This is a genomic window from Paenibacillus anaericanus (genome assembly GCF_003994475.1).
GTDB classification, from domain to species: Bacteria; Bacillota; Bacilli; order Paenibacillales; family Paenibacillaceae; genus Fontibacillus; species Fontibacillus anaericanus.
The window spans coordinates 195,032-218,342 of record NZ_RZNY01000006.1 but is presented as its reverse complement, the minus strand read 5'-3'; the positions used below and the strand labels follow the sequence as shown (position 1 = coordinate 218,342).

General features: G+C 42.7%; 18 protein-coding genes. 14 read left to right on the top strand and 4 right to left on the bottom strand.

Features of this window, described 5'->3' with window-relative positions; all coding sequences use genetic code 11:
- Positions 1 to 79: 79 nt before the first annotated feature.
- Positions 80 to 1,081: a YqhG family protein gene (locus tag EJP82_RS09985; RefSeq protein ID WP_127191905.1), complete on the bottom strand. Its 1,002-nt coding sequence runs from the start codon at positions 1,079 to 1,081 to the stop codon at positions 80 to 82.
- A 6-nt stretch (positions 1,082 to 1,087) separates the two neighbouring features.
- Positions 1,088 to 2,857, bottom strand: coding sequence for a DEAD/DEAH box helicase (locus EJP82_RS09980; protein ID WP_127191904.1), 1,770 nt, complete (start codon positions 2,855 to 2,857; stop codon positions 1,088 to 1,090).
- 449 nt (positions 2,858 to 3,306) lie between these two features.
- On the opposite strand from EJP82_RS09980, the gene EJP82_RS09975 reads away from it, so the two are divergent.
- The 4 genes from EJP82_RS09975 (at position 3,307) to EJP82_RS09960 (ending at position 8,857) form a co-directional block, all read left to right on the top strand.
- Entirely contained in the window at positions 3,307 to 5,904 is a 2,598-nt protein-coding gene (locus EJP82_RS09975; protein ID WP_127191903.1) for an adenosylcobalamin-dependent ribonucleoside-diphosphate reductase, read from the top strand.
- Positions 5,905 to 6,534: 630 nt separating this feature from the next.
- Positions 6,535 to 7,335 (top strand): MerR family transcriptional regulator, encoded by an 801-nt coding sequence (locus tag EJP82_RS09970; protein WP_211350073.1) that lies wholly within the window; start codon positions 6,535 to 6,537, stop codon positions 7,333 to 7,335.
- Positions 7,332 to 8,144, top strand: coding sequence for an ABC transporter ATP-binding protein (locus tag EJP82_RS09965; protein WP_127191901.1), 813 nt, complete (start codon positions 7,332 to 7,334; stop codon positions 8,142 to 8,144). Before EJP82_RS09970 ends, EJP82_RS09965 begins: the two co-directional genes overlap by 4 nt.
- A complete protein-coding gene (locus tag EJP82_RS09960) occupies positions 8,141 to 8,857 on the top strand; it encodes an ABC transporter permease (protein ID WP_127191900.1) in 717 nt (238 codons plus the stop codon). The genes EJP82_RS09965 and EJP82_RS09960 overlap by 4 nt, the downstream gene beginning before the upstream one ends.
- Before the next feature lie 161 nt (positions 8,858 to 9,018).
- Here EJP82_RS09960 and EJP82_RS09955 read toward each other — a convergent pair whose 3' ends face one another.
- Positions 9,019 to 10,062, bottom strand: coding sequence for a LacI family DNA-binding transcriptional regulator (locus EJP82_RS09955; RefSeq protein WP_127191899.1), 1,044 nt, complete (start codon positions 10,060 to 10,062; stop codon positions 9,019 to 9,021).
- 285 nt (positions 10,063 to 10,347) lie between these two features.
- Here EJP82_RS09955 and EJP82_RS09950 point away from each other — a divergent pair, with 285 nt between their 5' ends.
- The 4 genes from EJP82_RS09950 (at position 10,348) to glpK (ending at position 15,184) form a co-directional block, all read left to right on the top strand.
- On the top strand, positions 10,348 to 11,811 hold the full coding sequence (locus tag EJP82_RS09950) for an L-fucose/L-arabinose isomerase family protein (RefSeq protein ID WP_127191898.1): 1,464 nt from the start codon (positions 10,348 to 10,350) through the stop codon (positions 11,809 to 11,811).
- A gap of 83 nt (positions 11,812 to 11,894) precedes the next feature.
- Positions 11,895 to 12,740 (top strand): transketolase, encoded by an 846-nt coding sequence (locus tag EJP82_RS09945; protein ID WP_127191897.1) that lies wholly within the window; start codon positions 11,895 to 11,897, stop codon positions 12,738 to 12,740.
- 2 nt (positions 12,741 to 12,742) lie between these two features.
- A complete protein-coding gene (locus EJP82_RS09940; RefSeq protein WP_127191896.1) occupies positions 12,743 to 13,678 on the top strand; it encodes a transketolase family protein in 936 nt (311 codons plus the stop codon).
- Between the two features lie 12 nt (positions 13,679 to 13,690).
- Complete coding sequence (gene glpK, locus EJP82_RS09935) at positions 13,691 to 15,184, top strand: glycerol kinase GlpK (protein ID WP_127191895.1); 1,494 nt, start codon at positions 13,691 to 13,693, stop codon at positions 15,182 to 15,184.
- 92 nt (positions 15,185 to 15,276) lie between these two features.
- Here glpK and EJP82_RS09930 read toward each other — a convergent pair whose 3' ends face one another.
- Positions 15,277 to 16,170: an AraC family transcriptional regulator gene (locus tag EJP82_RS09930; protein WP_127191894.1), complete on the bottom strand. Its 894-nt coding sequence runs from the start codon at positions 16,168 to 16,170 to the stop codon at positions 15,277 to 15,279.
- Between the two features lie 120 nt (positions 16,171 to 16,290).
- On the opposite strand from EJP82_RS09930, the gene rhaB reads away from it, so the two are divergent.
- The 6 genes from rhaB to EJP82_RS09900 all read left to right on the top strand — a co-directional run bounded on the left by rhaB (position 16,291) and on the right by EJP82_RS09900 (position 23,177).
- Positions 16,291 to 17,748, top strand: coding sequence for a rhamnulokinase (rhaB, locus tag EJP82_RS09925; RefSeq protein WP_127191893.1), 1,458 nt, complete (start codon positions 16,291 to 16,293; stop codon positions 17,746 to 17,748).
- A 34-nt stretch (positions 17,749 to 17,782) separates the two neighbouring features.
- Entirely contained in the window at positions 17,783 to 19,039 is a 1,257-nt protein-coding gene (gene rhaA, locus EJP82_RS09920; protein ID WP_127191892.1) for an L-rhamnose isomerase, read from the top strand.
- A complete protein-coding gene (locus tag EJP82_RS28820) occupies positions 19,039 to 19,194 on the top strand; it encodes a DUF418 domain-containing protein (protein WP_170220168.1) in 156 nt (51 codons plus the stop codon). Before rhaA ends, EJP82_RS28820 begins: the two co-directional genes overlap by 1 nt.
- A 258-nt stretch (positions 19,195 to 19,452) precedes the next feature.
- A complete protein-coding gene (locus EJP82_RS09910; protein ID WP_307393060.1) occupies positions 19,453 to 20,220 on the top strand; it encodes a DeoR/GlpR family DNA-binding transcription regulator in 768 nt (255 codons plus the stop codon).
- Between the two features lie 56 nt (positions 20,221 to 20,276).
- Positions 20,277 to 21,188 carry a 1-phosphofructokinase gene (pfkB, locus tag EJP82_RS09905; RefSeq protein ID WP_127191891.1) on the top strand — a complete coding sequence of 304 codons (912 nt, stop codon included), beginning with the start codon at positions 20,277 to 20,279 and terminating at the stop codon, positions 21,186 to 21,188.
- A gap of 39 nt (positions 21,189 to 21,227) precedes the next feature.
- Positions 21,228 to 23,177 carry a PTS fructose transporter subunit IIABC gene (locus EJP82_RS09900; RefSeq protein ID WP_127191890.1) on the top strand — a complete coding sequence of 650 codons (1,950 nt, stop codon included), beginning with the start codon at positions 21,228 to 21,230 and terminating at the stop codon, positions 23,175 to 23,177.
- The last annotated feature ends 134 nt before the right edge of the window (positions 23,178 to 23,311 follow it).

The window sequence follows — 23,311 nt, the reverse complement described above, 5'->3', positions numbered from 1 at the left end:
GTGTTACAACGTGTCGGGTTCGGGCAAGTTATTCTGCTTCTATTTTTGCGATCTTTTAGCGAGCAGGGTCAATTCATGGTTACCACGGCGAACGTAGATGAAAGATGCCGTAGTTTACGGTAGATACGACAATTCTCGGCTGGTACTGCCAGCGGATTTCTCCCTGTCTAGATTCGAATTGCTCTTGAATGGCCTTATTTTGTTCTTCGTCAGGTTGTTCCAACAGATCTCTATAGTAAGACTCAATGAGTGTAAGTTCGTCCTGAAGACGTTCGGAGGCTTCTTCGGCCCAGCTATGATCATATGACTCGACTTTGGTTCTTAATTTAGATTCCAGAACATCGCGGCCATCCGCGAGAGATAATCTTGAAGGTTCAATGTGAATATTCTCGGGTACACGTGGCATCCAGTTTTTATCTAATAATTGTGAATTGAAATCTTCATCCACCTTGCCATTTAGTAAGGATATTCCGTAGAAATGCAATTCCTCACGTTTCACATCACAGGAAAGTTCAACTTTGAAGCAGACACCAAGCCAAGGTTCGTAGGCAGCTGGGAGCAAAGTCATTCGCTGCTTTTGTCCAGGGTCTTCAAATAAGTAGACGCAGCGCCCCGAACGCTGAGCAGCAGCAAAGATTTGTTTAAGCCTGGGACTACCATAGGTTAACTCCTCACGCTGAATTCTGCCGGGTCCAAGTATAGGTAGGGGGCGAACCACCCCAAAGTACCTTCCGAGAATGCTGTCTTCCTGTGGTTGTGCATTTACTGGTGTTTCAATAGGATTAGAGGCTTCTCCCTCAGCAGCAATTCTCGAAGTTCGTTCTGACTCTGCTTTGGTTTGCCGATCGAGATCGGCCTGATGCCTCTCAGGATCAAAGATGAAAGAGAATGACATGGTCTCAGGTTCAGCTCCAGTGCGCTCAATAAAACCCCAATAATAAGGGCGATTCGTCAAATCACGATCCGCTTGGGGTGATAGTTTTACGGTGACGTGGGAGGGTGATTTTTCGATAATTTGACACTCTGTCGTTTCTAAATAAGTCATGACAAATTTCTGGATTTGCTCCGTTGTCATTGTCAATGTATGTTAACCTCCTAGCAATTGTTTGAAATCGCTACCATTATCAGTAACGGATAATTCCTCATTATCTAACTCATTCTTGATGGAATGAATGCTACGGCCAAGGGAATCCACGCGACTGGCAATTTCTTGGTCATCTTGAGATTCCAGTAGTATTTTATAGATGCTTTTTTCCAAAGATTCTTTTTTCTCGAAGCGCTCTAAAATCACGTCGAGTTGACCGATTACCATCTCAAACATGTTGATCTTCTCGTGCAGAAGATTGAGAATATGCTCCTCAATCGTCCCTTGGGTGGATAGGTTGTAAATCATGACATCATGCTCTTGGCCTAATCGGTGTATACGTCCGATTCGCTGTTCTACGCGCATAGGATTCCAGGGTAAATCAAAATTGATCATCTGATGGCAGAACTGTAAGTTGATACCTTCACCGCCAGCTTCGGTGGCAATCATAACTTGAGTCCGTCCACGGAAGAGATCCATCATCCAATCTTTCTTTCCTCTGTTCATTCCACCACGATACGGAACTGCAGTCATATTACGGTCTCTGAAATATTTCATTAAGTATTCTTGAGTGGCACGGTATTCGGTAAAGATGATCACTTTTTCGTTCATTCCTTGAATGATCTCCATTGTTTTTTCAGCTTTACTATTCGTTTGAATGGTCTTAATGATGTCTACGAGTCCCCATATTCTTTCCCGAAGCGGAGAATCTAGAGGTAATTTCTTCGATAAATTAACGAGTGTTACAAACACGGCATCCCGGCTACTACACACTTCGCGTTGAAGAGTGATAAGTGAAAGCATACTACTAAGATTACCACCTGCCGCCTGATATTGATCTCTGACAAAGGAAGTGACGCCATCGTATAATTTCTTCTCTTCATCAGAAAGTTCAACGTGAACATTTCGAACGATCCGCTTGGTGAAATCTAGTTCGCCGTCACCACGCCGATTGCGAATCATAACTTTAGCGAGTTCACCTTTCAATTGACCTTCGTTCTTTGGAATCCGTTTATCGACGACGAAATTAGCCGAGAAATCATTCGATCCTCCGAGTTGACCTGGTTTGAGTAGATTGATAAGATTGAACAATTCGCCCAGATCGTTCTGCACTGGAGTAGCGGTAAGTAGTAGACAGTATTTTTTTCGTAGTTGTAACATGAATTGATAATTAGTGGTCTTCTTGTTCTTGAGTTTATGTGCCTCGTCAACGATAACCATGTCGTACTCACCATTGATTAAAATATCTTTGTGAGGATTGCGTTTGGCTGTATCCATTGAGGCTACAACAATGTCATTCTGCCAAGAATACTCCTTTTTCTGCGCAACGGCTGGAATACCGAATTTCTGATTTAACTCTCGCACCCACTGGAGAACCAGTGAGGCGGGTACAAGTATAAGCACTTTGCGTACTAGGCCGCGAAGGAAGTATTCTTTCAGAATCATTCCGGCTTCGATTGTTTTACCAAGACCAACCTCATCGGCTAGTATGGCGCGGCCCCGCATTTCGAATAATACTTTACGTGCGGTTTCGGTCTGATGTGGTAATGGAGTCACGTTCTGCAGATGTTGAAGACATAGCATCTCGTCAAAACTAGTGACCAGTGAAGCAGTCTCTGCTTGTGCAGCTAGGTTGAATAACTTCCAATCGTCCCAAGGGCCGCCTTTATTTAGGCGAGTTTCGAGATCTTCGAACCAGCTATGATCGAATTCAACAGAAACTGGGATCGGACTTGTCGAATTTACAGCAGGTCTTGGGGGATGAGGACACATGGTAATAAACCTCCATTAGTAATTGCGTATTCTTGCAGATGTAGGTGTAGTATGGACGAAAAAGAGGAAGTTCATAACTTTAAAGATTTCCAGTGTCTAAGGTAGGGATTAATTTGTCGAATTTAAGTATGTTTTTTTCTCAAAACAGGCTGTAATATCGATATGTAGTATAGTATAATAGTACTCGCACACAATATATGGTGATCTTTATTTATTGTTAAAATACTTATAGATACTTAAACGCATGCAATCACAGAGTTAGTTTTGATGTAAAGTTAGACTCATGATGCAACGCTCACAAAACTTAAGCGTATGCTTTCGGAGTAGTTTTGAACGAAGATTGCTCAGGAAGCAACGCTCACAAAACTTAGGCGTATGCTTTCGAGGTAGTTTTGTACGAAGATTACTCAGGAAGCAACGCTCACAAAACTTTTAGGAGGGTGTTTTTTTTGAATAAACAGCAGAAGCAAAAATTAGAAGGCCTAAGTGAGAAAATCTTCTTGGACCGTTACGCTTGGAAAGACGCTGATCCAAGTCATGCAAAGGTAGGGGACGTTGTTCTCGTACTTACTAAAGATGATCCGAAGTTTCCGACAAAGGAAGTTGGGGAAATCGTTGCTCGCGAAGGACGTAAGGTTACCGTCAAGACTCGCCAAGGCGAATTGGTGGAATCTGATGTAGAGAAGCTGACGCTGAATATAGAGAAAACACCTGAGGAAATGTGGGATCGTCTGGCTACCGCTATAGCATCAGTTGAACAAACCCCAGAACTTCAGAAGGATTGGGAAGAGAAGTTCCGTTACATTTTGGATGATTGGAAATTAGTTCCGGGTGGACGAATCGCTGCAGGTGCAGGAGCGAGCGATGAATTGACCCTATTTAACTGCTATGTCATTCCTTCACCAAAGGATAGCCGCGGGGGAATTATGGAAACTTTGTCAGAAATGACGGAGATTATGGCTCGTGGTGGTGGTGTAGGGATCAATCTTAGTTCGCTCCGTCCTCGCCGTGCCATAGTAAAAGGCGTGAATGGATCTTCTAGCGGTGCGGTGTCATGGGGTGGATTGTTCAGCTACACGACAGGCCTGATAGAGCAAGGTGGAAGCAGACGTGGTGCACTAATGCTGATGATGAATGATTGGCATCCGGATATACTCGATTTCATCACGGTCAAACAAAGTATGGGACAAGTAACGAATGCAAACTTATCGGTCTGCGTAAGTAACAATTTTATGAAAGCTGTCAAGGAGGACCTCGATTGGGATCTCGTCTTCCCGGATACAACAGAAGAGGATTACAACGAGGTATGGGACGGCGATCTCGATAAATGGAAGGCTGCGGGTCGCAAGGTAGTTCATTATCGTACAGTTAAAGCACGTGAGATCTGGCATACGATTATTGAATCTGCTTGGAAATCGGCCGAGCCAGGCGTTGTATTTATGGAGTATTACAACCAAATGTCTAACAGCTGGTACTTCAATCCGATCATCTGTACAAACCCGTGTGGAGAACAGGGTTTACCTGGTTGGGGTGTCTGCAATCTGTCAGCTATTAATTTGTCTAAGTTCTATGATGAAGAGAAACACGACATTGATTGGGATGACCTAGCGACAACAACACGATATTCCGTTCGTTTCTTGGATAATGTTATTGATCGGACTCCTTATCACTTCGAAGAGAATAAGGAGAATCAGAAGAAAGAGCGCCGCGTTGGTCTAGGGACAATGGGTCTCGCTGAACTGATGATTAAATTGCATATCCGTTATGGTAGTCCTGAATCATTGGAGTTTTTGGATAAACTATATGGTTTCATTGCCAAAGAAGCCTACCTAGCCTCCGCTGAGATAGCGGAAGAGAAGGGAGCATTCCCAGCATTTGAAGCTGATCCGTATTTACAAAGTGGGTTTATGAAGGTACTATGCGAAGAGTATCCTGAAGTTGGCGAAGCTGTGCGTGAGAAAGGTGTCCGTAACGTAACGCTCATTACACAAGCACCGACAGGTAGTACGGGCACGATGGTGGGAACTTCTACAGGAATTGAACCTTATTTCGCTTTCAAATATTATCGTCAGAGTCGTCTTGGTTTCGATGAGCAGTTTGTACCGATTGCTCAAGATTGGCTAGATGCTCATCCAGGCGAAGAACTTCCTGATTATTATGTAACTGCGATGAATTTATCGGCTAAGGATCACATCCGTACACAAGCTGCGATTCAGCGTTGGGTGGACAGTTCAATTTCGAAAACAGCGAACTGCCCAGCGGATTTCACTGTTGAAGAAACGAAGGAACTCTATGAATTGGCATTTGACCTTGGTTGTAAAGGGGTAACTATCTATCGCGATGGTAGCCGTGATGTACAGGTATTGCAAACAGAGAAGAAGGAAGAGAAAGCTGTAGCAACAGAAGTTCCTTCAACGGATGGAGTTGCAGAACAAGCTCAGGTAGAGAACTTCACGCAATCATTATCTGTGAATACAGAGGTTGATGATAAAGGAGCATTAGATAAGCAATATAAAAAACGTCCTCAAGTTCTCCGGGGGGCTACGTATAAAATCAATACTCCGTTTGGTATGGCGTACATTACCATTAACGATCTGGGTGGTATCCCGAGTGAAATCTTCCTGAATGTTGGGAAGGCAGGTTCAGATGTATTCGCTATGGCGGAAGCTTTAGGGCGAGTGTGCTCATTGTTCCTACGCTATGGCGATCATGGTCACAAGGTAGAATTATTGATCAAGCACTTGAAAGGTATTGGGGGATCCGGAGCGATTGGATTTGGTGTGAATCGTGTGGAATCCATAGCTGATGCTGTGGCCAAAGCGTTGGAAACTCATGTGCAGATTGGACCTCATGCGGATCATGACTCCGCACCTGTAGCGGCTACAATTGATCATCACGAAGATCATGCTAATAACTCAGTAGGAAACTTACAGGGAAGTGGTATGAATACCTCTCGTGATTTGTGCCCATCATGCGGTGGCGCATCACTTATCAACATTGAGGGCTGTAAAACATGCAGCAACTGCGGATATAGCAAGTGCTCGTAGGTGTGTTGAGGTGAAATAAAGAACATTGTGGATATTGTTCGCTGTAATTAGTTTTGTCATATAAAATGTCACCATAAATTGAATGTTAATGTCAAAGCCCAAACCCTTGATGGTTTGGGTTTTTTTGATTTTGGAGTTCACTTTAACTGACAAGAGGAGTCGAAATTTCAATCGTATTATTGGATCCAAGCCTAGCAGAAAGATGGAGCGGCATTTCCCGTATGAATCTTACCCTCAACCAGTATCTATTCATTACCACAAACTGAATTCAAACTTTGTTATAGTAAAAAAAGAGCATAAACCGGACACTCTGGTTTTTCGACAAGGCTGTAAACCCCATCTGTTCAGGGAAAAGGAACCTCGTTGAAAAACTCGCAATAAAACACAGTTATTCTCGAAGGTACATCTAAATACTCATAATCGTTATACAACCATAACGTGCCGTAGCGAATCTTTACATACGGACGTGTGCGATGGAGATGGTGAACAGCGAAATTATTTACGCATAAGACAAAGGTGGCAGGGAGAAGTCTCTTCTGCTTTTACTATATGGAAATGGAAAAATTGAGAAAAAGGTCTTTCTTATGACGTAGCGTAATGAGTTAGAATATGAAACAGGAGGTAATCAATATGGGCAAATACAGAGCGATACCAGAAGGCTATATGACAGTTGGCGAGGTTGCAAAGAAAATTGGAATTACCATTCGCACCTTGCAATATTACGATAAAGAGGGAGTGTTTTCTCCTTCAGCAGTGAGCGACGGTGGACGCAGGCTTTATACAGATAAGGACTTAATTAAGCTCCATCAAATTCTATCATTAAAATCTCTTGGCTTTTCATTGGATGACATCAGAGGGAGATTAATTTCTCTTGATACTCCGGCGGAAGTTGCTAATGCACTAAACGAACAAGCTACCGATATACGAAGAAAAATTGAAGCTTTGGCGGACTCTTTGACAGAGATTGAAAAATTAAAAGCAGAAGTATTGCAGATTCAGACGGTAGATTTCAAAAAATATGCGGACATTATTGTTAATCTTCAAATGAAAAACGAATTTTATTATCTCATTAAACATTTTGATGATGAAACCCTTGACCATATCCGTGATCGTTTTGATAAAGAAAGTGGTTTGGCTTTTATGAATAAATTCAATCGGCTGAGTGATGAAGTAATGCAACTGCAAAAAGATAATGTACCACCCGAAAGTGAAAGGAGCCAACATCTTGTCAAAGAATATTGGGATATGATTATAGAATTTACTAACGGAGATATGAGTATGTTGCCCAAACTAATGGAAATAGGTAACTTTGACGGCACAAAGAATGAGTGGGAACAAAAGCAAGCACTTGCCAATACCTATCTTGAGCCTGCTTTAGAAATATATTTTTCGAAGTTGGGTGTTAATCCATTTGGGGAGGAAACGAAATGACTAATGCGATTCAAATTAGCGGATTAAAGAAAAGTTACGGCAATCATACCGTACTCAAAGGGCTTAATTTTAACGTTAAAAAAGGCGAAATTTTTGCCTTGCTCGGTGTCAATGGTGCAGGGAAAACAACCGCACTTGAATGTATTGAGGGTTTGAGAAAGTATGACAATGGAAACGTCACGATAAATGGTAAAATGGGTATTCAGTTACAATCATCCTCTCTGCCTGCTCACATTAAACCAATGGAGGCAGTGAAATTATTTGCAAAATGGAACAAAACCCAAATAGATTATTCTATGCTTGAAGCTCTCGGTATCAACGAATTAAAAAAGCAATATGCTGAACTGTCAACAGGGCAAAAACGACGTTTACACCTTGCTCTTTCCTTAATCAATAATCCAGATATTGTTTTCCTTGATGAGCCAACAGCAGGACTTGATGTAGAAGGAAGAATATCACTTCACGACCAAATTCGCAAACTAAGAGCGCATGGAAAAACAATCATTTTGGCAAGTCACGATATGGCAGAAGTTGAAGCGCTGTGTGATAGAATTGCTATCTTGAATGACGGAAATATCGTATTTTGCGGTACTGCTTCAGCATTAACTGACAGAATAAGCAAACGATACGCCATTCATATAAAAACGGAACATGGGAACGAAATCTTTGAAACTGACAAAATTGTAGATATGTTGCTGACTTTACTTGAAGATTTAAAACAAAAAAATGTTGAGGTGTTAGATATTAAAGTGGACAGAGGTACACTTGAACAACATTTTATTGAAATAGCAAGGAGGACGGAGGAATGAGTGCTTTTCTATATGGCGTATCATTACAATGGAAATTAGATATAAGAAGTAAATCGTTGTTGGTTACTTGTTATATAGTACCGCTTATATTTTTTGCTCTTATGGGTGGTATATTTACTTCAATAACTCCAGAAATGAAGCATACCCTCATACAGTCAATGGTTGTGATGGGCGTGTCAATGGGAGCGTTCATAGGTTTGCCGCCTTCTCTTATTGAAACATACGGAAGTGACATTAAGAAAGTCTACAAAGCTAATGGAGTGCCACTATATCTCGGTTTGGTATCTATGTTTATTTCAGCATTTGTCCATTTGATGATTATGTGTGTTATTATATTTCTGATTGCACCTATCGCTTTTGATGCCACGCTACCGACCAATATTCCCTTATTTTTTGCGGCACTTGCCATTTATATTGCCGTATCTTTAAGTATTGGAAGTATTTTAGGTTTAGTGGTTAAAAATCAAGCAAAGCTAACAATGATAGCACAACTGATATTTTTACCGTCTATTATGTTATCTGGAATTATGTTTCCGATTAACTTACTTCCTAAAGCTCTTGAGGTTATAGGAAAAATATTTCCTGCTTCTTGGGGATATCAATTGATCTTGAATAATGGATTTCAGTTTAAAAATTTATGGTACTTATTACTTGTGATTTTTGTGGCGTTAATGCTATGTGGTTTACTGCTGAAAAGACAGAAATCAAATTAGTTAAGAGTTCACTTATACTCAAGTCGGATCAATCGTCGGTGCTAATATAATGTTAGATGAGCAATATGCTTATTGAAGCAGTGTGAAAAATTAAAAAGGTACCCACACACGGGACACTAAATAGTGTTTCGTGTGTAGGTACCTTTTTGTATATAAATGCTTTAGTTAACTGGTAAAGGGACACAGGAATTACGTTCAATAAATGTGGTATCCACCATAATTTTAATTTTAAGATTCTCACCTTGTTCAATATTATCAGTTAGTAAGTCAACTGCATGAGCTGCTATTTTCTCTTTCTCAACTTGAACGGTCGTTAATTCAGGCGTTACTACCATGGCTTCGGTTATATTATCAAATCCAATAATGGAGCATTCCTGAGGAACTTTAATGCCTAGTTCAAACATGGTCTTCATCGCGCTTATTGCAATATAATCACATTCACAGAACCAGGCGGTAGGTAATGGAAGCCCGCTTGTCATATAGGTGCTTAGTTGCTTCTTTAAAGCATCTTGTGAACTTAGTATTGTTGGAGCAACCGAGAGTCTACATTCATCGGAGATGCTAAGGTGATGTTCATTTAACGCCTTAAGAAATCCTCGTTCCCGTTCATCAAAATTATGGATTCGGACATTTGAAGCAATGTACCCGATGGAGGTATGTCCATTATTAATAAGATATTTGCCGGCATGATATGCACCCATCACATTGTTAATTTGTATGAATGAAACAGGCAGTATTTCAAAGCAAGTATCAAGCACGACCAAATTTGATATCCGTTCTCCGATAACCGAGATTTGCTCTTCTGTTAGATTTGTTCCAAGCACGATCACCCCGTCACTGCGGTTCTCCTTGGCCAAATTTTCAATGCCCTGCTCAAAAGATTCCATATCTATAGTTGAAAAAATAAGCTCGTAATTTTTTTGACGGCAACGCTCCCCGACAAAGTGAATCAGTTCTTTAAAAAAAGGCTGCTGATAATATTCCTCCAAGACAATTCCAGAGTTTGTAAACACAAGGAAAAGCAAAGAATTAGTAGACTTTGAATTTGATGTGGTTGTTCTATTTTTGGGTTTATATCCGGATTCATGGGCAATTTGGAGAATACGCTCACGAGTTTCTGGTCCTATCCCCGGCTTACCGCTAAAGGCTAAAGACACGGCCGCTTTCGATACATTCGCTAATCTAGCAATGTCCTCCATTTTCATTGTTATATTCTCCGCTCTCATTAATTTATATAAACAATAAACTGAGTTTATATTATTTTAGTTCGTTAATCAAGTGATAAAGAACTTATTTAAGTGAAAAAACATTAGTTTAGTTTATTGTTAAGTTAATATACGCTAAAAATAACTAAACTATTGATTGACCTGTTCCGGGATGAATGGTACTATTTGAGCGAGAAGAAGATCGATTATATGTATGTTTTAGTTGTTAAGTTTATTTTGCTTTACTTTAGATCTTAACTTAAGTGAAAGAGGAGGCGTTAGTTTATGAAAAAGCTAAAACTTGGTTATGCACCAACACGTCGATTTACGTTTAGTGCTGAGGACGCATTCAAGTACAAGGTGGAAATTCGCAAACAAATTGAAAGCTTCGGCATGGATATCGAAATTGTCGATCTGGAAGGTCTCAACCAGGAGGGGCTGCTTTATGATGACCATATTAATGCAGATCTGATTGCTAAGCGCTTTAAAGAGGAGGAAGTGGATGCTGTCTTTTTCCCACACTGTAATTTTGGTACTGAAGATACAGTGGCTCGCGTAGCAAAGGAGCTGGGGAAACCTGCACTACTCTGGGGCCCTCGTGATGAAGCTCCTCTAGCCGATGGAATGCGCCTGCGCGATACCCAGTGTGGTATTTTTGCCACCGGGAAGGTGCTTCGCCGTTTTAACGTCCCTTTTACCTATATTACGAACAGCTGGGTTACTGATCCTGTATTTGAACGCGGTTTTACTAACTTTATTGCTGCTGCCAATGTAGTTCGTCAATTCAAGAGTTTGCGCATTCTACAGATTGGTCCACGTCCAGCTTCGTTTTGGACGATGATGTGTAATGAAGGCGAACTGTTAGAGCGTTTCGGTATTGAGATTCATCCGATTACCTTGGTTGACATTCATCTGCGTACAAAGAAGATTGCCTCAAGCAACAGTTCGGCACTTATGGAAACGATCGATTATATCAAAGCAAAGCTCGATTACAGTGAAGTAACTGAAGAGGATGTAAGACGAATAGCCGCGTTGAAAGTTGCAATGAAATCTTTTGCTCAGGAGACCGGTAGCAGTGCTATTGCCATCCAATGTTGGTCAGCGCTACAGGAAAGCTTATCCATTATGCCGTGCTTGGCGAATGCTATTCTCACCGATGAACAGATTCCTGTAACCTGTGAAACGGATATTCACGGGGCAATAACCTCGATTATGGTGCAAGCTGGAGCCATGAACGAGATGCCGACTTTCTTTGCCGATATCACTGTTCGTCACCCGGAAAATGATAACGGAGAGCTGTTGTTTCACTGTGGGAATTTCCCGGTCTCGCTTTCGAAGGAACAAACGCCGAGGCTCCGCAAGCATTTCCTGTTCGATGACCATGCACCGGGAACTCACGAGGGTCAGATAAGGGGGGGAGATATGACAATTGCCCGTTTTGACGGTGACCATGGCGAATACTCTATGTTCCTTGGACGTGCCCGTGGAATTGAGGGACCTTATACCCGAGGTTCTTATGTGTGGGTGGAAGTAAACGATTGGCCGCTTTGGGAGGAAAGGCTTGTGAAGGGGCCATATGTTCATCATTCGGTTGGCATCCACGCCAATGTCATTCCAGCTATCTATGAGGCTTGTAATTATATTCCGGGTCTGACACCGGATCCAGTCGATCCCACCGAACAGGAAATTCAAAGATGGTTAAGAGGCTCTGATTTGGCGCGTACTTCACATTCTAATATTCTGGTCTAGTTGAAAGATTGGATTCGTCGCGTTCCAGAAGAATTAATAGGTGTTTTCAAGCATTCATCATTATTTTTATCGAGGAGGACAACATGGAGATTCGGGAGCTAAAAATCAAAGCAGCGCAAATACGTATGGATTTGCTTACCATTATCCACCGAGCGAAGACGGGACATACAGGTGGATCACTTAGCAACACCGATATTTTAACAGCACTTTATTATGAAATTATGAATATTGATCCAGCACAGCCGAAGTTGAAGAATCGTGACCGTTTTATTGCCAGTAAGGGCCACTCTGTGGAATCAATCTGGTGTATTCTCGCCGACAAAGGTTTCTTCCCCAAAGAAGAACTGGAAACGTACAGTCAATTTGGCACCCGTTTGATTGGCCATCCCAACAATAAGGTACCTGGCATTGAAATGAATACCGGTGCGCTTGGTCATGGGCTACCTATATCTGTCGGAATGGCGCTTGCAGCCAAACGTGATGGTCTCTCGTACCGAGTATTTTGCTTAATGGGTGACGGAGAGCAGGCGGAAGGTTCAAATTGGGAAGCTGCCATGTCAGGCGCTCATTATAAGCTGGACAATTTAATCGGCATTATTGATCGCAATGGGTTGCAGATCAGTGGGACCACAGAGGAAGTTATGGGTCTTGAGCCATTGGAAGACAAGTGGGCTGCTTTTGGCTGGAATGTGGTATCTATCGATGGAAATGATATGGAATCGCTGGTGAAAACCTTCCGTGAAGCTCCAACTGTATCAGGAAAACCTACCCTTGTTATTGCGAACACAGTTAAAGGCAAAGGTGTGTCATTTGCTGAGAATGTTCCTTCATGGCATCATCATGTGCCGAGTGATGAACAATTGGCTACCGCTCATGCGGAGCTTAAAGCTTCTATAGAACAATTCCGGAACGAAGGGCTGGTGCATTAGCAATGAACAACATACCTAATAGACAAGTGATTTGTGAAACTTTGCTTGAACTGGCTAAGGATGATCGCGATATTATGGTACTGGCCAGTGATTCGCGTGGTTCCGCGGCGATGGCGCCGTTTGCCAAAGCTTTTCCGAAACAGTTTGTGGAAGTAGGTATCGCTGAGCAGAACATTGTAGGAATGTCGGCCGGTCTTGCCCACAGCGGGAAGAAGCCCTTCGTAACTTCCCCAGCCTGTTTTCTTAGCATGCGTAGCATTGAACAGGTAAAGGTGGATGTTGCATATTCACAGACGAATGTAAAGCTGATCGGCATTAGTGGTGGTGTGAGTTACGGAGCGCTGGGGATGTCTCACCACTCGGTCCAAGATATTGCTGTAGCTAGAGCAATTCCGGGTTTGGCGATCATACTTCCTTCCGATCGCCATGAGACTAAGAAAATGACAGAAGCGCTTGTGAAGTACGATGGAGGAGCTTATGTGCGAATCGGCCGGAATGCGGTTGAGGATGTATATGATTCGGATGACTATCCCTTTGAAATCGGGAAAGCGGTGACCATGAGGGAAGGTCAAGATGTGACGATTATCGGGGTTGGGGAAACCGTGCGTGTTGCCCTAGATGCAGCGGATCGACTGATGGAAGAAGGAATTACCTGCCGGGTGATTAATATGCATACGATCAAACCGTTAGATGATGCGGCAATCATTGCCGCTGCCAAGGAGACAGGTGGAATTATTACAGTCGAAGAACACAGCATTTACGGAGGACTGGGTGCAGCGGTTGCGGAAGTTGTCGTGCAGAACCACCCTGTGCCGATGAAGGTAATCGGTATTCCAGATGAACCGGCTATTGCCGGTAAAACGGCGGAAGTGTTCCGTCACTACGGAATTACCAGCGAGAATCTGAAGCAGGTTGCGTTGGAACTGATTAAGAAATAAAGGGCGGGAAATATGAAGATGCAAGAAAAGTATATTCTATCGATCGACCAGAGCACGTCGGGCACGAAAACACTCTTAGTCGACCATCATGGGAACATCATTTCCCGCGCTGCCAAGGAACATAGACAGTATTATCCAAAGCCCGGATGGGTGGAGCATGACCCACTGGAGATTTATGAAAATGTTAAGCTGACTGCCAGGCTTGTGCTGAATCAGGCTGGTGTTGAGCCGTCCATGCTTGCTGCACTGACCATTACCAATCAGCGTGAGACGGCGTTAGTGTGGAATAAGCGTACCGGTTTGCCGATATACAACGCTGTTGTATGGCAATGCCAACGCACTGCAGATGTTTGTACTGGACTTAAGGAGACCGGCCTCGAGCCCGTGGTTAGGGCCAAAACAGGACTTATGCTTGATCCCTACTTCTCGGCGACCAAGTTCAAATGGATCTTAGATCATACGGAAGACACTGACCAAATGCTGCGTAAAGGCGAATTGCTGGCAGGAAATATGGATAGCTGGCTCATCTGGAAGTTGACTGGCGGACAGGTTCACGCAACGGACTACAGCAACGCCAGCCGTACTTCCTTGTACAATATCCATAACCTTTCTTGGGATGAGGAACTTGCCGATGTGTTTGGCGTGCCTCTCTCGCTGATGCCAGAAGTCAAATCCTCGGATAGCCTGTTCGGATATACAGCAGATCATGAATTATTTGTGGAGAGGATCCCGATTTCGGGTATTATCGGAGATTCACAAGGCGCACTTTACGGTCATTTATGCGCTGAATCCGGAACTGCCAAAGCTACTTATGGGACCGGGACCTCTATCATGATGAATACAGGGGAGCAGCCGATCAATGGGGGAGAGGGACTTGTTACTACCATTGCCTGGGGAGCGGGCGGCACGGTGATCTATGCTTTGGAAGCGGTTATCCGTACGACTGGGGACAGTATTAAGTGGATTCGTGATAATCTGGGATTGTTCGCAACTTATGAAGAAATGGACAATATTCTTAAACAGGTTATTGACAGCGAGGGAGTCTATCTTGTGCCTGCTTTCGGAGGTTTGGGCGCACCTTATTGGAACCCAGATGCACGTGCCGCAATACTAGGGATGAACAGGGGAACCGGTAAGGCCCATATCATTCGGGCAGCGATCGAAAGCATTGCTTATCAAGTCAATGATGCCATAGATCTCTTGCAGTCAGTTTCGGACAATAGTTTGCGCGAACTTCGTGTTGACGGAGGAGCTACTGATAACGATATATTGATGCAATTTCAAACGGATATTCTTGGGAAGTGTGTTCGTCGATCAGGAGTAGCTGAACTCTCTGCAATGGGATCGATTTACATGGGTGGTCTGGCAATCGGTTTTTGGGATTCCCTTACGGAAATTCCTGTTCAATCAGAGAACTCCACATTCAATCCTTCTATGGATTATAAGAAGAGAGCATGTTATGTGAACGGATGGAAGCAAGCGGTTACTTCCGTGATCGGTACTTGAGTAAATGCTAGCACGATGTGTGCGGGAACAGAAATTGGAGAAGAAGAGGGAATGCCGCAAGTGGCCTTCCCTCTTCTTTATAGTACATGTATCTAACGTGAAAATTCACTCTTCAGTTGGTTCTTCCATGTTTTTCGAAAGGATAGCGGCGTTAGCTCTGTCCGGTCTTTAAACAAATTGATAAAGTGGCTTACATTATCAACTCCAATTTTTTCACTGATTTCAGCGACCGTGAGCTCAGAATACTTAAGCAGTTCTTTGGCCCGAGTAATACGTAAATTAATGATATATTCACCCGGAGAGAGCCCGGTATGTATTTTGAACAATTTAGATAAGTGATATTTATTCACAGATAATTTATTTGCTAAATAATCTAATGATAATTTTTCATTGTATCTTTTATAGATGAAGTCAAGAGCCTCCATTACTAACTGCGGTGTATCCATAGTTGAATTATCGGTTAGAGGGCTCGAAAGGATGACTTCCGTCAGTAGCTCGACAATGAGTTTGGAGGATAATAATTCATTCCTTAAACTTTTATAATAATGCAACTCGATTAAATTTCGTAATATCTCAGGTATGGGAGTCTCCTGCGAAGTTGAACGAACCGGTCCGTCTCCCTGTGAAAACTGTTCGTAATAAGCTCGCGCAGACGCGCCATGCAGGTGAACCCATAATTTTTCCCATACATGACCTTTAGCGGGCGCATAATGCTGATAATTCATACAGTCTATTAGAAAAATCTGTTGTGGGAGTATAGGGTACACTTTCCCGCCATAACTCAACCTACCTTGGCCTGAAATGGTGTAAACCAGGAGAAAGGAATCCAAATATTCGCGCTCAGTATAATACGTAGATAGCGTCTTAAAATGACCGATTTCTTGAACATAAAAAAGAGCAGTTCTGGCAAAATCAGAAGGCGTATTAATTAAACGAATTGAATCTTCTGACCACGCATGTTCTGCGCTCTCCCAATAGGCTTGCATCTATAAAATGCCTCCCAAGATTCTATGATTTTTCAACAATAAAGTTGGATGTATTCATAAATATAAGCAATTACAATATGAATATATACTATTATCGCATAGGCGGGAGGAAACATAAATATGCCATCTAATCACATCGCTGTCGATATTGGGGCCTCTAGCGGACGACTTGTGCTCGGTAAATTAGAGGATGGTAAAATCTCGTTGGAAGAAATCCATAGGTTTAGTAACGGTTTTACTGAACGAAACGGTTCCTGCTTCTGGGATATTGACTATCTATTTGATCAAATCATTACTGGATTACAAAAAGCCAAGACTTATGGCGTTCAAAAATGTTCACTAGGTATTGATACTTGGGCCGTTGATTATGTGTTAATCGATAAAAATGGTGAAAAAATTCAAGAAGTATACTCCTATCGTGACAATCGTACAGAGAATGTTATGGAAAAAGTGGCAGCTCACATATCTCCAGAAGAAGTGTACAAGAAGACTGGAATTCAACAACTAACCTTTAATACGCTGTACCAGTTTTATGTCCATGATCAACGAGAATTGGAGAAAGCCGATAAAATACTGATGGTGCCGGACTATTTATATTACAGGTTATCAGGCCGATTGATTAATGAAGTAACTAACGCATCCACGACACAATTACTGAATCTACATACGCGTGATTATGATACTGACTTATTAAAACTCTTGCATCTTAAAAGAGAGCAATTCGCCGAACTAACAGAACCTGGGGAAGTGCTTGGATTTGTTAGGGAAGCTATAGTACAACAATACGATTTACCAGAGTGTCTGCTCATTTGTGCCGCAACACATGACACAGCTTCTTCCGTACTTGGCGTACCTGTACAAGAGGGTCGTTCATCAGCTTATATAAGCAGTGGCACCTGGTCATTGCTAGGAGTTGAGTTAAACCATCCAATAAATAATCATCATGCGAGGACAGCGAACTATACAAACGAATGGGGAGCATTTGGTACTTATCGCTTTTTAAAAAATGTTATGGGGATGTGGCTTATTCAAGAAGTCCGTCGTCTAGAAAACGATCGCTACAGCTTTGCAGAATTAGCCGAACTCGCAGCAAATGAGGAAGGATTTCGAAGTTTGATTCCCTGCAATCATACTAGGTTCTTAAACCCCCACAATATGATTGAAGAGATGCGTAGATCTTGTCAGGAAAGTGGTCAACATGTGCCGGCAACAATTGGCCAAGTGGCACGCTGTATCTTTGACAGCCTGGCACTTTCATATTATTCCTATCTCAATGAACTTGAAGAGCTTACGGGTACACCCGTTGATGTGGTGCAAATCGTTGGTGGTGGTTCGAATAATGAACTGCTATGTCAATTGACTGCTGATGTTACGGGGAGAGAAGTTTTAGCTGGACCGACAGAATCTACAGCTCTGGGGAATATAGCAGTACAACTCATTCGTACTAGGGATATCTCGGGAATTCACGAGGTTAGAAAGATAATAGGAAATTCATTTGAGATTAAATCCTATCTGCCAAGAGAAGTGCTCAATTTCAGTGAACTCACCAACCGTTGGAACTTAGTATCGCGGTTTTAACGGATACAACAATAATTTTAGGAGGAATAAAATCATGGATCAAAGTATCATCAACAGCTATAACGAAGCCAAAAAACTATATGCCTCTCACGGTATCAATGTGGATGAAGTATTAGAAAAACTGTCTCAAATTAAAGTTTCACTGCATTGCTGGCAGGGTGACGACGTTAGAGGATTTTTGTTCAAAGACAAGGAACTCAGCGGTGGTATTGCTGTAACTGGTAGCTACCCAGGTCGTGCTAACACCCCAAATGAACTCCGTCAGGACTTGGAAATAGCATTATCGCTTATTCCAGGCAAACACAAAGTAAATTTGCATGCGATTTATGCTGATACAACCGAGAAAGTGGATCTGGATGAATTGGAACCACGACACTTTGCATCATGGGTTGATTGGGCTAAGGAACAAGGTATTGGGCTGGACTTTAATCCGACTTGCTTCTCCCATCCGAAAGCAGCAGATGGTTTCACTTTAAGCCATGCGGATGATGATATCCGTAACTTTTGGATCAAACATTGCAAAGCCTCCCGCAAAATTGCCGAATCTTTTGGTCGTGAATTAGGTCAAACATGTGTGACTAATTTCTGGGTGCCGGACGGATACAAGGATACACCGGTGGATCGCTTAGCCCCTCGTGAACGGTTGAAAAATTCACTCGATGAAGTATTTAGTGAGGAAATTAATCCGCAATACAATATTGACGCTGTGGAAAGCAAGTTGTTCGGTATTGGATCTGAGAGTTATGTCGTAGGGTCACATGAGTTCTATATGGGGTATGGTCTAACTCGTGGTAAAGCAATTTGCCTCGATGCAGGACATTTCCATCCAACCGAAGTGATCTCGAACAAACTGTCATCCATACTGATGTTCAGCGAACAACTCTTGTTGCATGTAAGCAGACCGGTGCGCTGGGATAGTGACCATGTGGTAACGATGGATGATGAACTACTCGAAATCGCTCGTGAACTGGTGCGTGGAGATTTGTTGCCACGCACAAATATTGGCCTCGATTTCTTTGATGGTAGCATTAATCATATTGCCGCTTGGGTTATCGGCACCCGCAACACCATTAAGGCCTTGCTCCGTGCAATGTTGGAGCCAGTCGAGGAACTCAAGAAAATCGAATTATTGGGTGACTACACTACCCGGCTAGCACTAGTGGAGGAATTCAAATCTTATCCATTTGGAGCGGTTTGGGATTACTATTGTGCTTCTCAAGGTACTCCGGTACGGGAACAATGGCTGGCTGAAGTCAAAACTTATGAACAGGAAGTATTATCTGCAAGATAGTGGATTGCAAAAATTTTACGTTACAAATACAATTCGTTTATTGTATCGTATTCCTAATTATTCAAGTCTATATCTCAACAATTATTATGAAAAAACATAGATATGGACCATTTGAGTTTATATGGAGAAAGTTGGTTTTTTGGAATATCACATAAACATGAAAATATATAAGATCAGGTATCCATAATTGAAAAATGGGTCTTGATCTTATTTTTTTGATCGTTTTGTGGTAATTAATTCAGGTAAATGACCCATTTACATATAATGAAACCGCTGTTACAATCATAAATGAGCGCAAATGATCAATAATGATCACAATAAATTGTGCATTGATCATTTGGTGATCATATAAATCAATAAATAAAACGATTGTAAGAGATATAGCCTGCACTAGTCCCTGAAGGAGTGAGAGCATGATGTTGTTTGAGGAAGAAAGAAAGAAAAGAATCGTGGAGTTTCTGGAGAAGCACTCTAGGGGATCGGTACAGGAGCTTAGTCAGGAAACAGGCGTATCTGAGTCAACTGTTCGACGCGATCTTAAGGAACTCGAAGAAGCTAAGCTGCTGAAACGTACGCATGGCGGAGCAGTTTCAATTCAAAGCGTTAACTTCGAAGCGCCTTATTCCGATAAGGAAGATCGTTTCTTGGAAGAGAAACTGCGGATTGCCCGCAAGGCTGTAGAGATGATCAAGGAAGGTGATGCGATCCTGCTGGATGCAGGAACGACAACATTGCAGATTGCCAAAGAATTAAAGAATTTCTCAAATATTAAGGTTATCACCAACTCGATCATGGCCCTAAATGAGTTGAAGGATTGCCGCAATATTGAAGTCTCGATAACTGGTGGGATGTTGCGTCCGGATACGATGGCTTTTGTTGGACCTATGACCGAGAGTTCTTTAGATATGGTGAGAGTAGATAAAGCATTTCTTGCTACAAACGGTTTGGATTTACAAGAAGGTATCTCTACACCGAATATCATAGAAGCAGCTACGAAGCGTAAAATGATTGCGATAGCAAAGCAGGTAATTCTGGTTGCTGATCATAGTAAAATCGATCAGGTTTCTTTCTGCAAAGTGGCTGACATTTCCGAAATAGATCATTTGATTATGGATTCGGGTGCGCCGGACAGCTTCATTCAGAAGCTCATAGAAATAGGCGTTGGTATTACTTTAGTGTAGAACGATGCGAAATTCGAAAATCAAAACAGAAAATAAAAACAATTGAGGGATAAATCATGATCTATACAGTGACACTTAACCCTTCCATTGATTATATCGTGGAAGTTGAAGATTTCAGACTAGGTGATTTGAACCGGATGAAACGAGATTTGAAGCTTCCGGGAGGGAAAGGCATTAACGTTTCACGTGTGTTGAATCAGCTTGGGATTCAGAATAAAGCCATTGGTTTTCTCGGAGGATTTACCGGGCGATATATTGAGGAATGGTTGCATGAAGAATCGATTTCAAGCGATTTCGTGTTCGTCGCTGATGATACCCGGATTAACATTAAGCTTAAAGCTGGGCATGAGACAGAGATCAACGGCACTGGCCCAGCCATTCGAGAGGCTGAAGCTGATGCCTTAGTGCAGAAGCTAGCCATGTTGTCCGCCGATGATATTGTTATTTTGTCCGGAAGCGCTCCTCCATCACTTGGTGGAGATTTCTATGACAAGTTAATTTCTGTATGCAAGCAGAGTAAGGCAGAATTTGTTATAGATACTACCGGTACTGCATTGAAAGAAGCACTGGCCCATAAGCCTCTGCTCGTCAAACCGAACCACCATGAGCTCGCAGAACTGTTCGGTGTAACGATAAACTCTCGGGAAGAGATTATCACTTACGGACGTAAGTTACTAGAAGCGGGAGCAAAGCATGTGCTGGTCTCGATGGCAGGTGAAGGGGCGCTGTTCATCACAGGAAATGAGGTCTACCACGCAAATGCACCTAAGGGTAACGTGAAGAATTCGGTAGGTGCAGGTGATTCTATGATCGCCGGTTTCGTCGGTACTCTTTCGCTAACCGGAGATTTGCTAGAAGCTTTTCGGGCAGGGGTTGCTTCGGGAAGTGCGACTGCGTTCTCTGACGATTTGGCAGAACGAGAACACATTGAGCACCTACGCCCGTTGATTCAGATATCACAACTGTAAGTCAGTCAGAACTCTAAGTATTCAAAGGAGCTGTAAAAAATGAAAATTACGGATCTAATGATCAAAGATACAATGATCATGGATTTAAAGGCTACAACCAAAGAAGCGGCAATTGATGAATTGATTGCTAGTCTTGTAGCACACGGACGTATAAGTGATCCTGTCCTATTTAAGGAAATGATTTTGAAGCGTGAAGCAGAGTCCAGCACCGGGATTGGTGGTGGGATTGCTATGCCGCACGCCAAAACCAAAGCTGTAAATGAACCAACTGTTGTATTTGCAAAGAGCATAAATGGTGTGGACTTTGAATCGTTGGACGATGAGCCAGCGCGAATTTTCTTTATGATTGCCGCTCCTGAAGGGGCTGGTACTATGCATCTTCGCACATTGGCCGCATTGTCCAGACTATTGATCGATAGTGAATTTATCGAGAAGTTGATGGCTACTAAGACACCTGATGAAGTATCAGAGTTGTTTGATGCTAAGCAGGAGGAACAATTTGCTAAAGAGCAAGAGAAAGAGAAAAGAAAGAAAGCAAAGGAACTCGAAAAGGTAAATGAGAAGTCCGAGCCTGAACGTGAAATTATTGGCAATCCGGACTCACAAGCCTTCGTTGTCGCTGTTACTGCATGCCCTACGGGAATTGCCCATACCTTTATGGCAGAAGATGCGCTCAAGAAAAAGGCTCTAGAAATGGGAGTTAACATTCGCGTGGAGACGAATGGTTCAGAGGGTGCCCAGAACGTACTGACCGCTGATGAGATCCGGCGCGCAAGCGGTGTTATTGTCGCAGCTGATAAAAATGTAGAGATGGCCCGTTTCGATGGAAAACCAGTGCTGCAAAGACCGGTAAGTGACGGTATCCGTAAGTCAGAAGAGTTGATTCGGAAAGCGATGAATGGTGAAGCTCCGATCTACCACAGTGAAGGACGCGGTGGCAGTACTGAGGAGACAGCCGAGAAATCCGTTAGTATTGGTGGCAAAATATATAAGGATTTGATGAACGGAATATCTCACATGTTGCCGTTTGTAGTCGGTGGTGGTATCCTTCTGGCAATTTCCTTCCTGATCGAACAGATAGGGGGCGAAAACCACCCATTATTCCAGCTATTACAGACGATTGGTGGAGGGGATGGTGCTTTCCATTTCCTAATTCCGGTGCTTGCTGGATTTATAGCTATTAGTATTGGTGATCGTCCGGCCCTGATGCCGGGTATGGTTGGTGGTATTATGGCCCTGAATTCCAATGCTGGATTCCTTGGCGGCCTGGCTGCAGGTTTCTTGGCAGGTTATGTCATCATTGGATTACGTAAAGTGTTCGCTGGTCTGCCAAAAGCGATCGAGGGCTTGAAGCCGATTATGTTATATCCAGTATTCGGTCTACTGATTACTGGGGGGATCATGTATTATCTGATTGATCCAGTTTTTAGTTGGATTAACGTGGGTTTAATTGATGGACTTAACAACCTTGGAACTACGAATGCAGTTATTCTAGGTATGGTTCTCGCTGGAATGATGTCCATTGATATGGGTGGTCCCTTTAATAAAGCGGCTTATACATTCGCTATCGGGGTATTCACTACCAGTGGAAATACAAATGGGTTTATGATGGCTGCTGTAATGGCGGGCGGGATGGTTCCACCACTTGCCATAGCGCTTGCAACTACGTTTTTCAAGGATAAATTCACCGAATCGGAACGCAAATCAGGATTAACAAATTATGTACTTGGACTGTCATTCATTACCGAAGGAGCGATTCCATTCGCCGCAGCTGATCCGCTTCGTGTACTGTCTTCCTGTATTTTGGGTTCGGCCGTTGCTGGTGGTCTCACTCAACTGTGGAATATTAACGTCCCGGCACCGCATGGTGGGATCTTCGTAGCCGCTCTTTCGAGTCATGCATTACTGTTCCTATTGGCTGTTATCATCGGTTCGGTCATCTCAGGATTGATTCTCGGGTTGTGGAAGAAACCGTTAACAGCGAAGTGATTTAATTCCGATCCGAAAAAAAGGGATTGACAGTAGTTCGATCTCCCAGTATGATCAGAATCACAACAAAAGCAAATTGATCATGAATCAACTAGTTTTCTAGAGATTCAACGGAAAGCCGATGGCTGCGACTC

Coding starts and splice junctions, on each gene's coding strand:
- EJP82_RS09980 (WP_127191904.1), bottom strand. CDS start 2,857: ATGTGTCCTCATCCCCCAAGACCTGCTGTAAATTCGACAAGTCCGATC.
- EJP82_RS09970 (WP_211350073.1), top strand. CDS start 6,535: ATGGGCAAATACAGAGCGATACCAGAAGGCTATATGACAGTTGGCGAG.
- EJP82_RS09965 (WP_127191901.1), top strand. CDS start 7,332: ATGACTAATGCGATTCAAATTAGCGGATTAAAGAAAAGTTACGGCAAT.
- EJP82_RS09960 (WP_127191900.1), top strand. CDS start 8,141: ATGAGTGCTTTTCTATATGGCGTATCATTACAATGGAAATTAGATATA.
- EJP82_RS09955 (WP_127191899.1), bottom strand. CDS start 10,062: ATGAAAATGGAGGACATTGCTAGATTAGCGAATGTATCGAAAGCGGCC.
- EJP82_RS09950 (WP_127191898.1), top strand. CDS start 10,348: ATGAAAAAGCTAAAACTTGGTTATGCACCAACACGTCGATTTACGTTT.
- EJP82_RS09945 (WP_127191897.1), top strand. CDS start 11,895: ATGGAGATTCGGGAGCTAAAAATCAAAGCAGCGCAAATACGTATGGAT.
- EJP82_RS09940 (WP_127191896.1), top strand. CDS start 12,743: ATGAACAACATACCTAATAGACAAGTGATTTGTGAAACTTTGCTTGAA.
- glpK (WP_127191895.1), top strand. CDS start 13,691: ATGAAGATGCAAGAAAAGTATATTCTATCGATCGACCAGAGCACGTCG.
- EJP82_RS09930 (WP_127191894.1), bottom strand. CDS start 16,170: ATGCAAGCCTATTGGGAGAGCGCAGAACATGCGTGGTCAGAAGATTCA.
- rhaB (WP_127191893.1), top strand. CDS start 16,291: ATGCCATCTAATCACATCGCTGTCGATATTGGGGCCTCTAGCGGACGA.
- rhaA (WP_127191892.1), top strand. CDS start 17,783: ATGGATCAAAGTATCATCAACAGCTATAACGAAGCCAAAAAACTATAT.
- EJP82_RS09910 (WP_307393060.1), top strand. CDS start 19,453: ATGATGTTGTTTGAGGAAGAAAGAAAGAAAAGAATCGTGGAGTTTCTG.
- pfkB (WP_127191891.1), top strand. CDS start 20,277: ATGATCTATACAGTGACACTTAACCCTTCCATTGATTATATCGTGGAA.
- EJP82_RS09900 (WP_127191890.1), top strand. CDS start 21,228: ATGAAAATTACGGATCTAATGATCAAAGATACAATGATCATGGATTTA.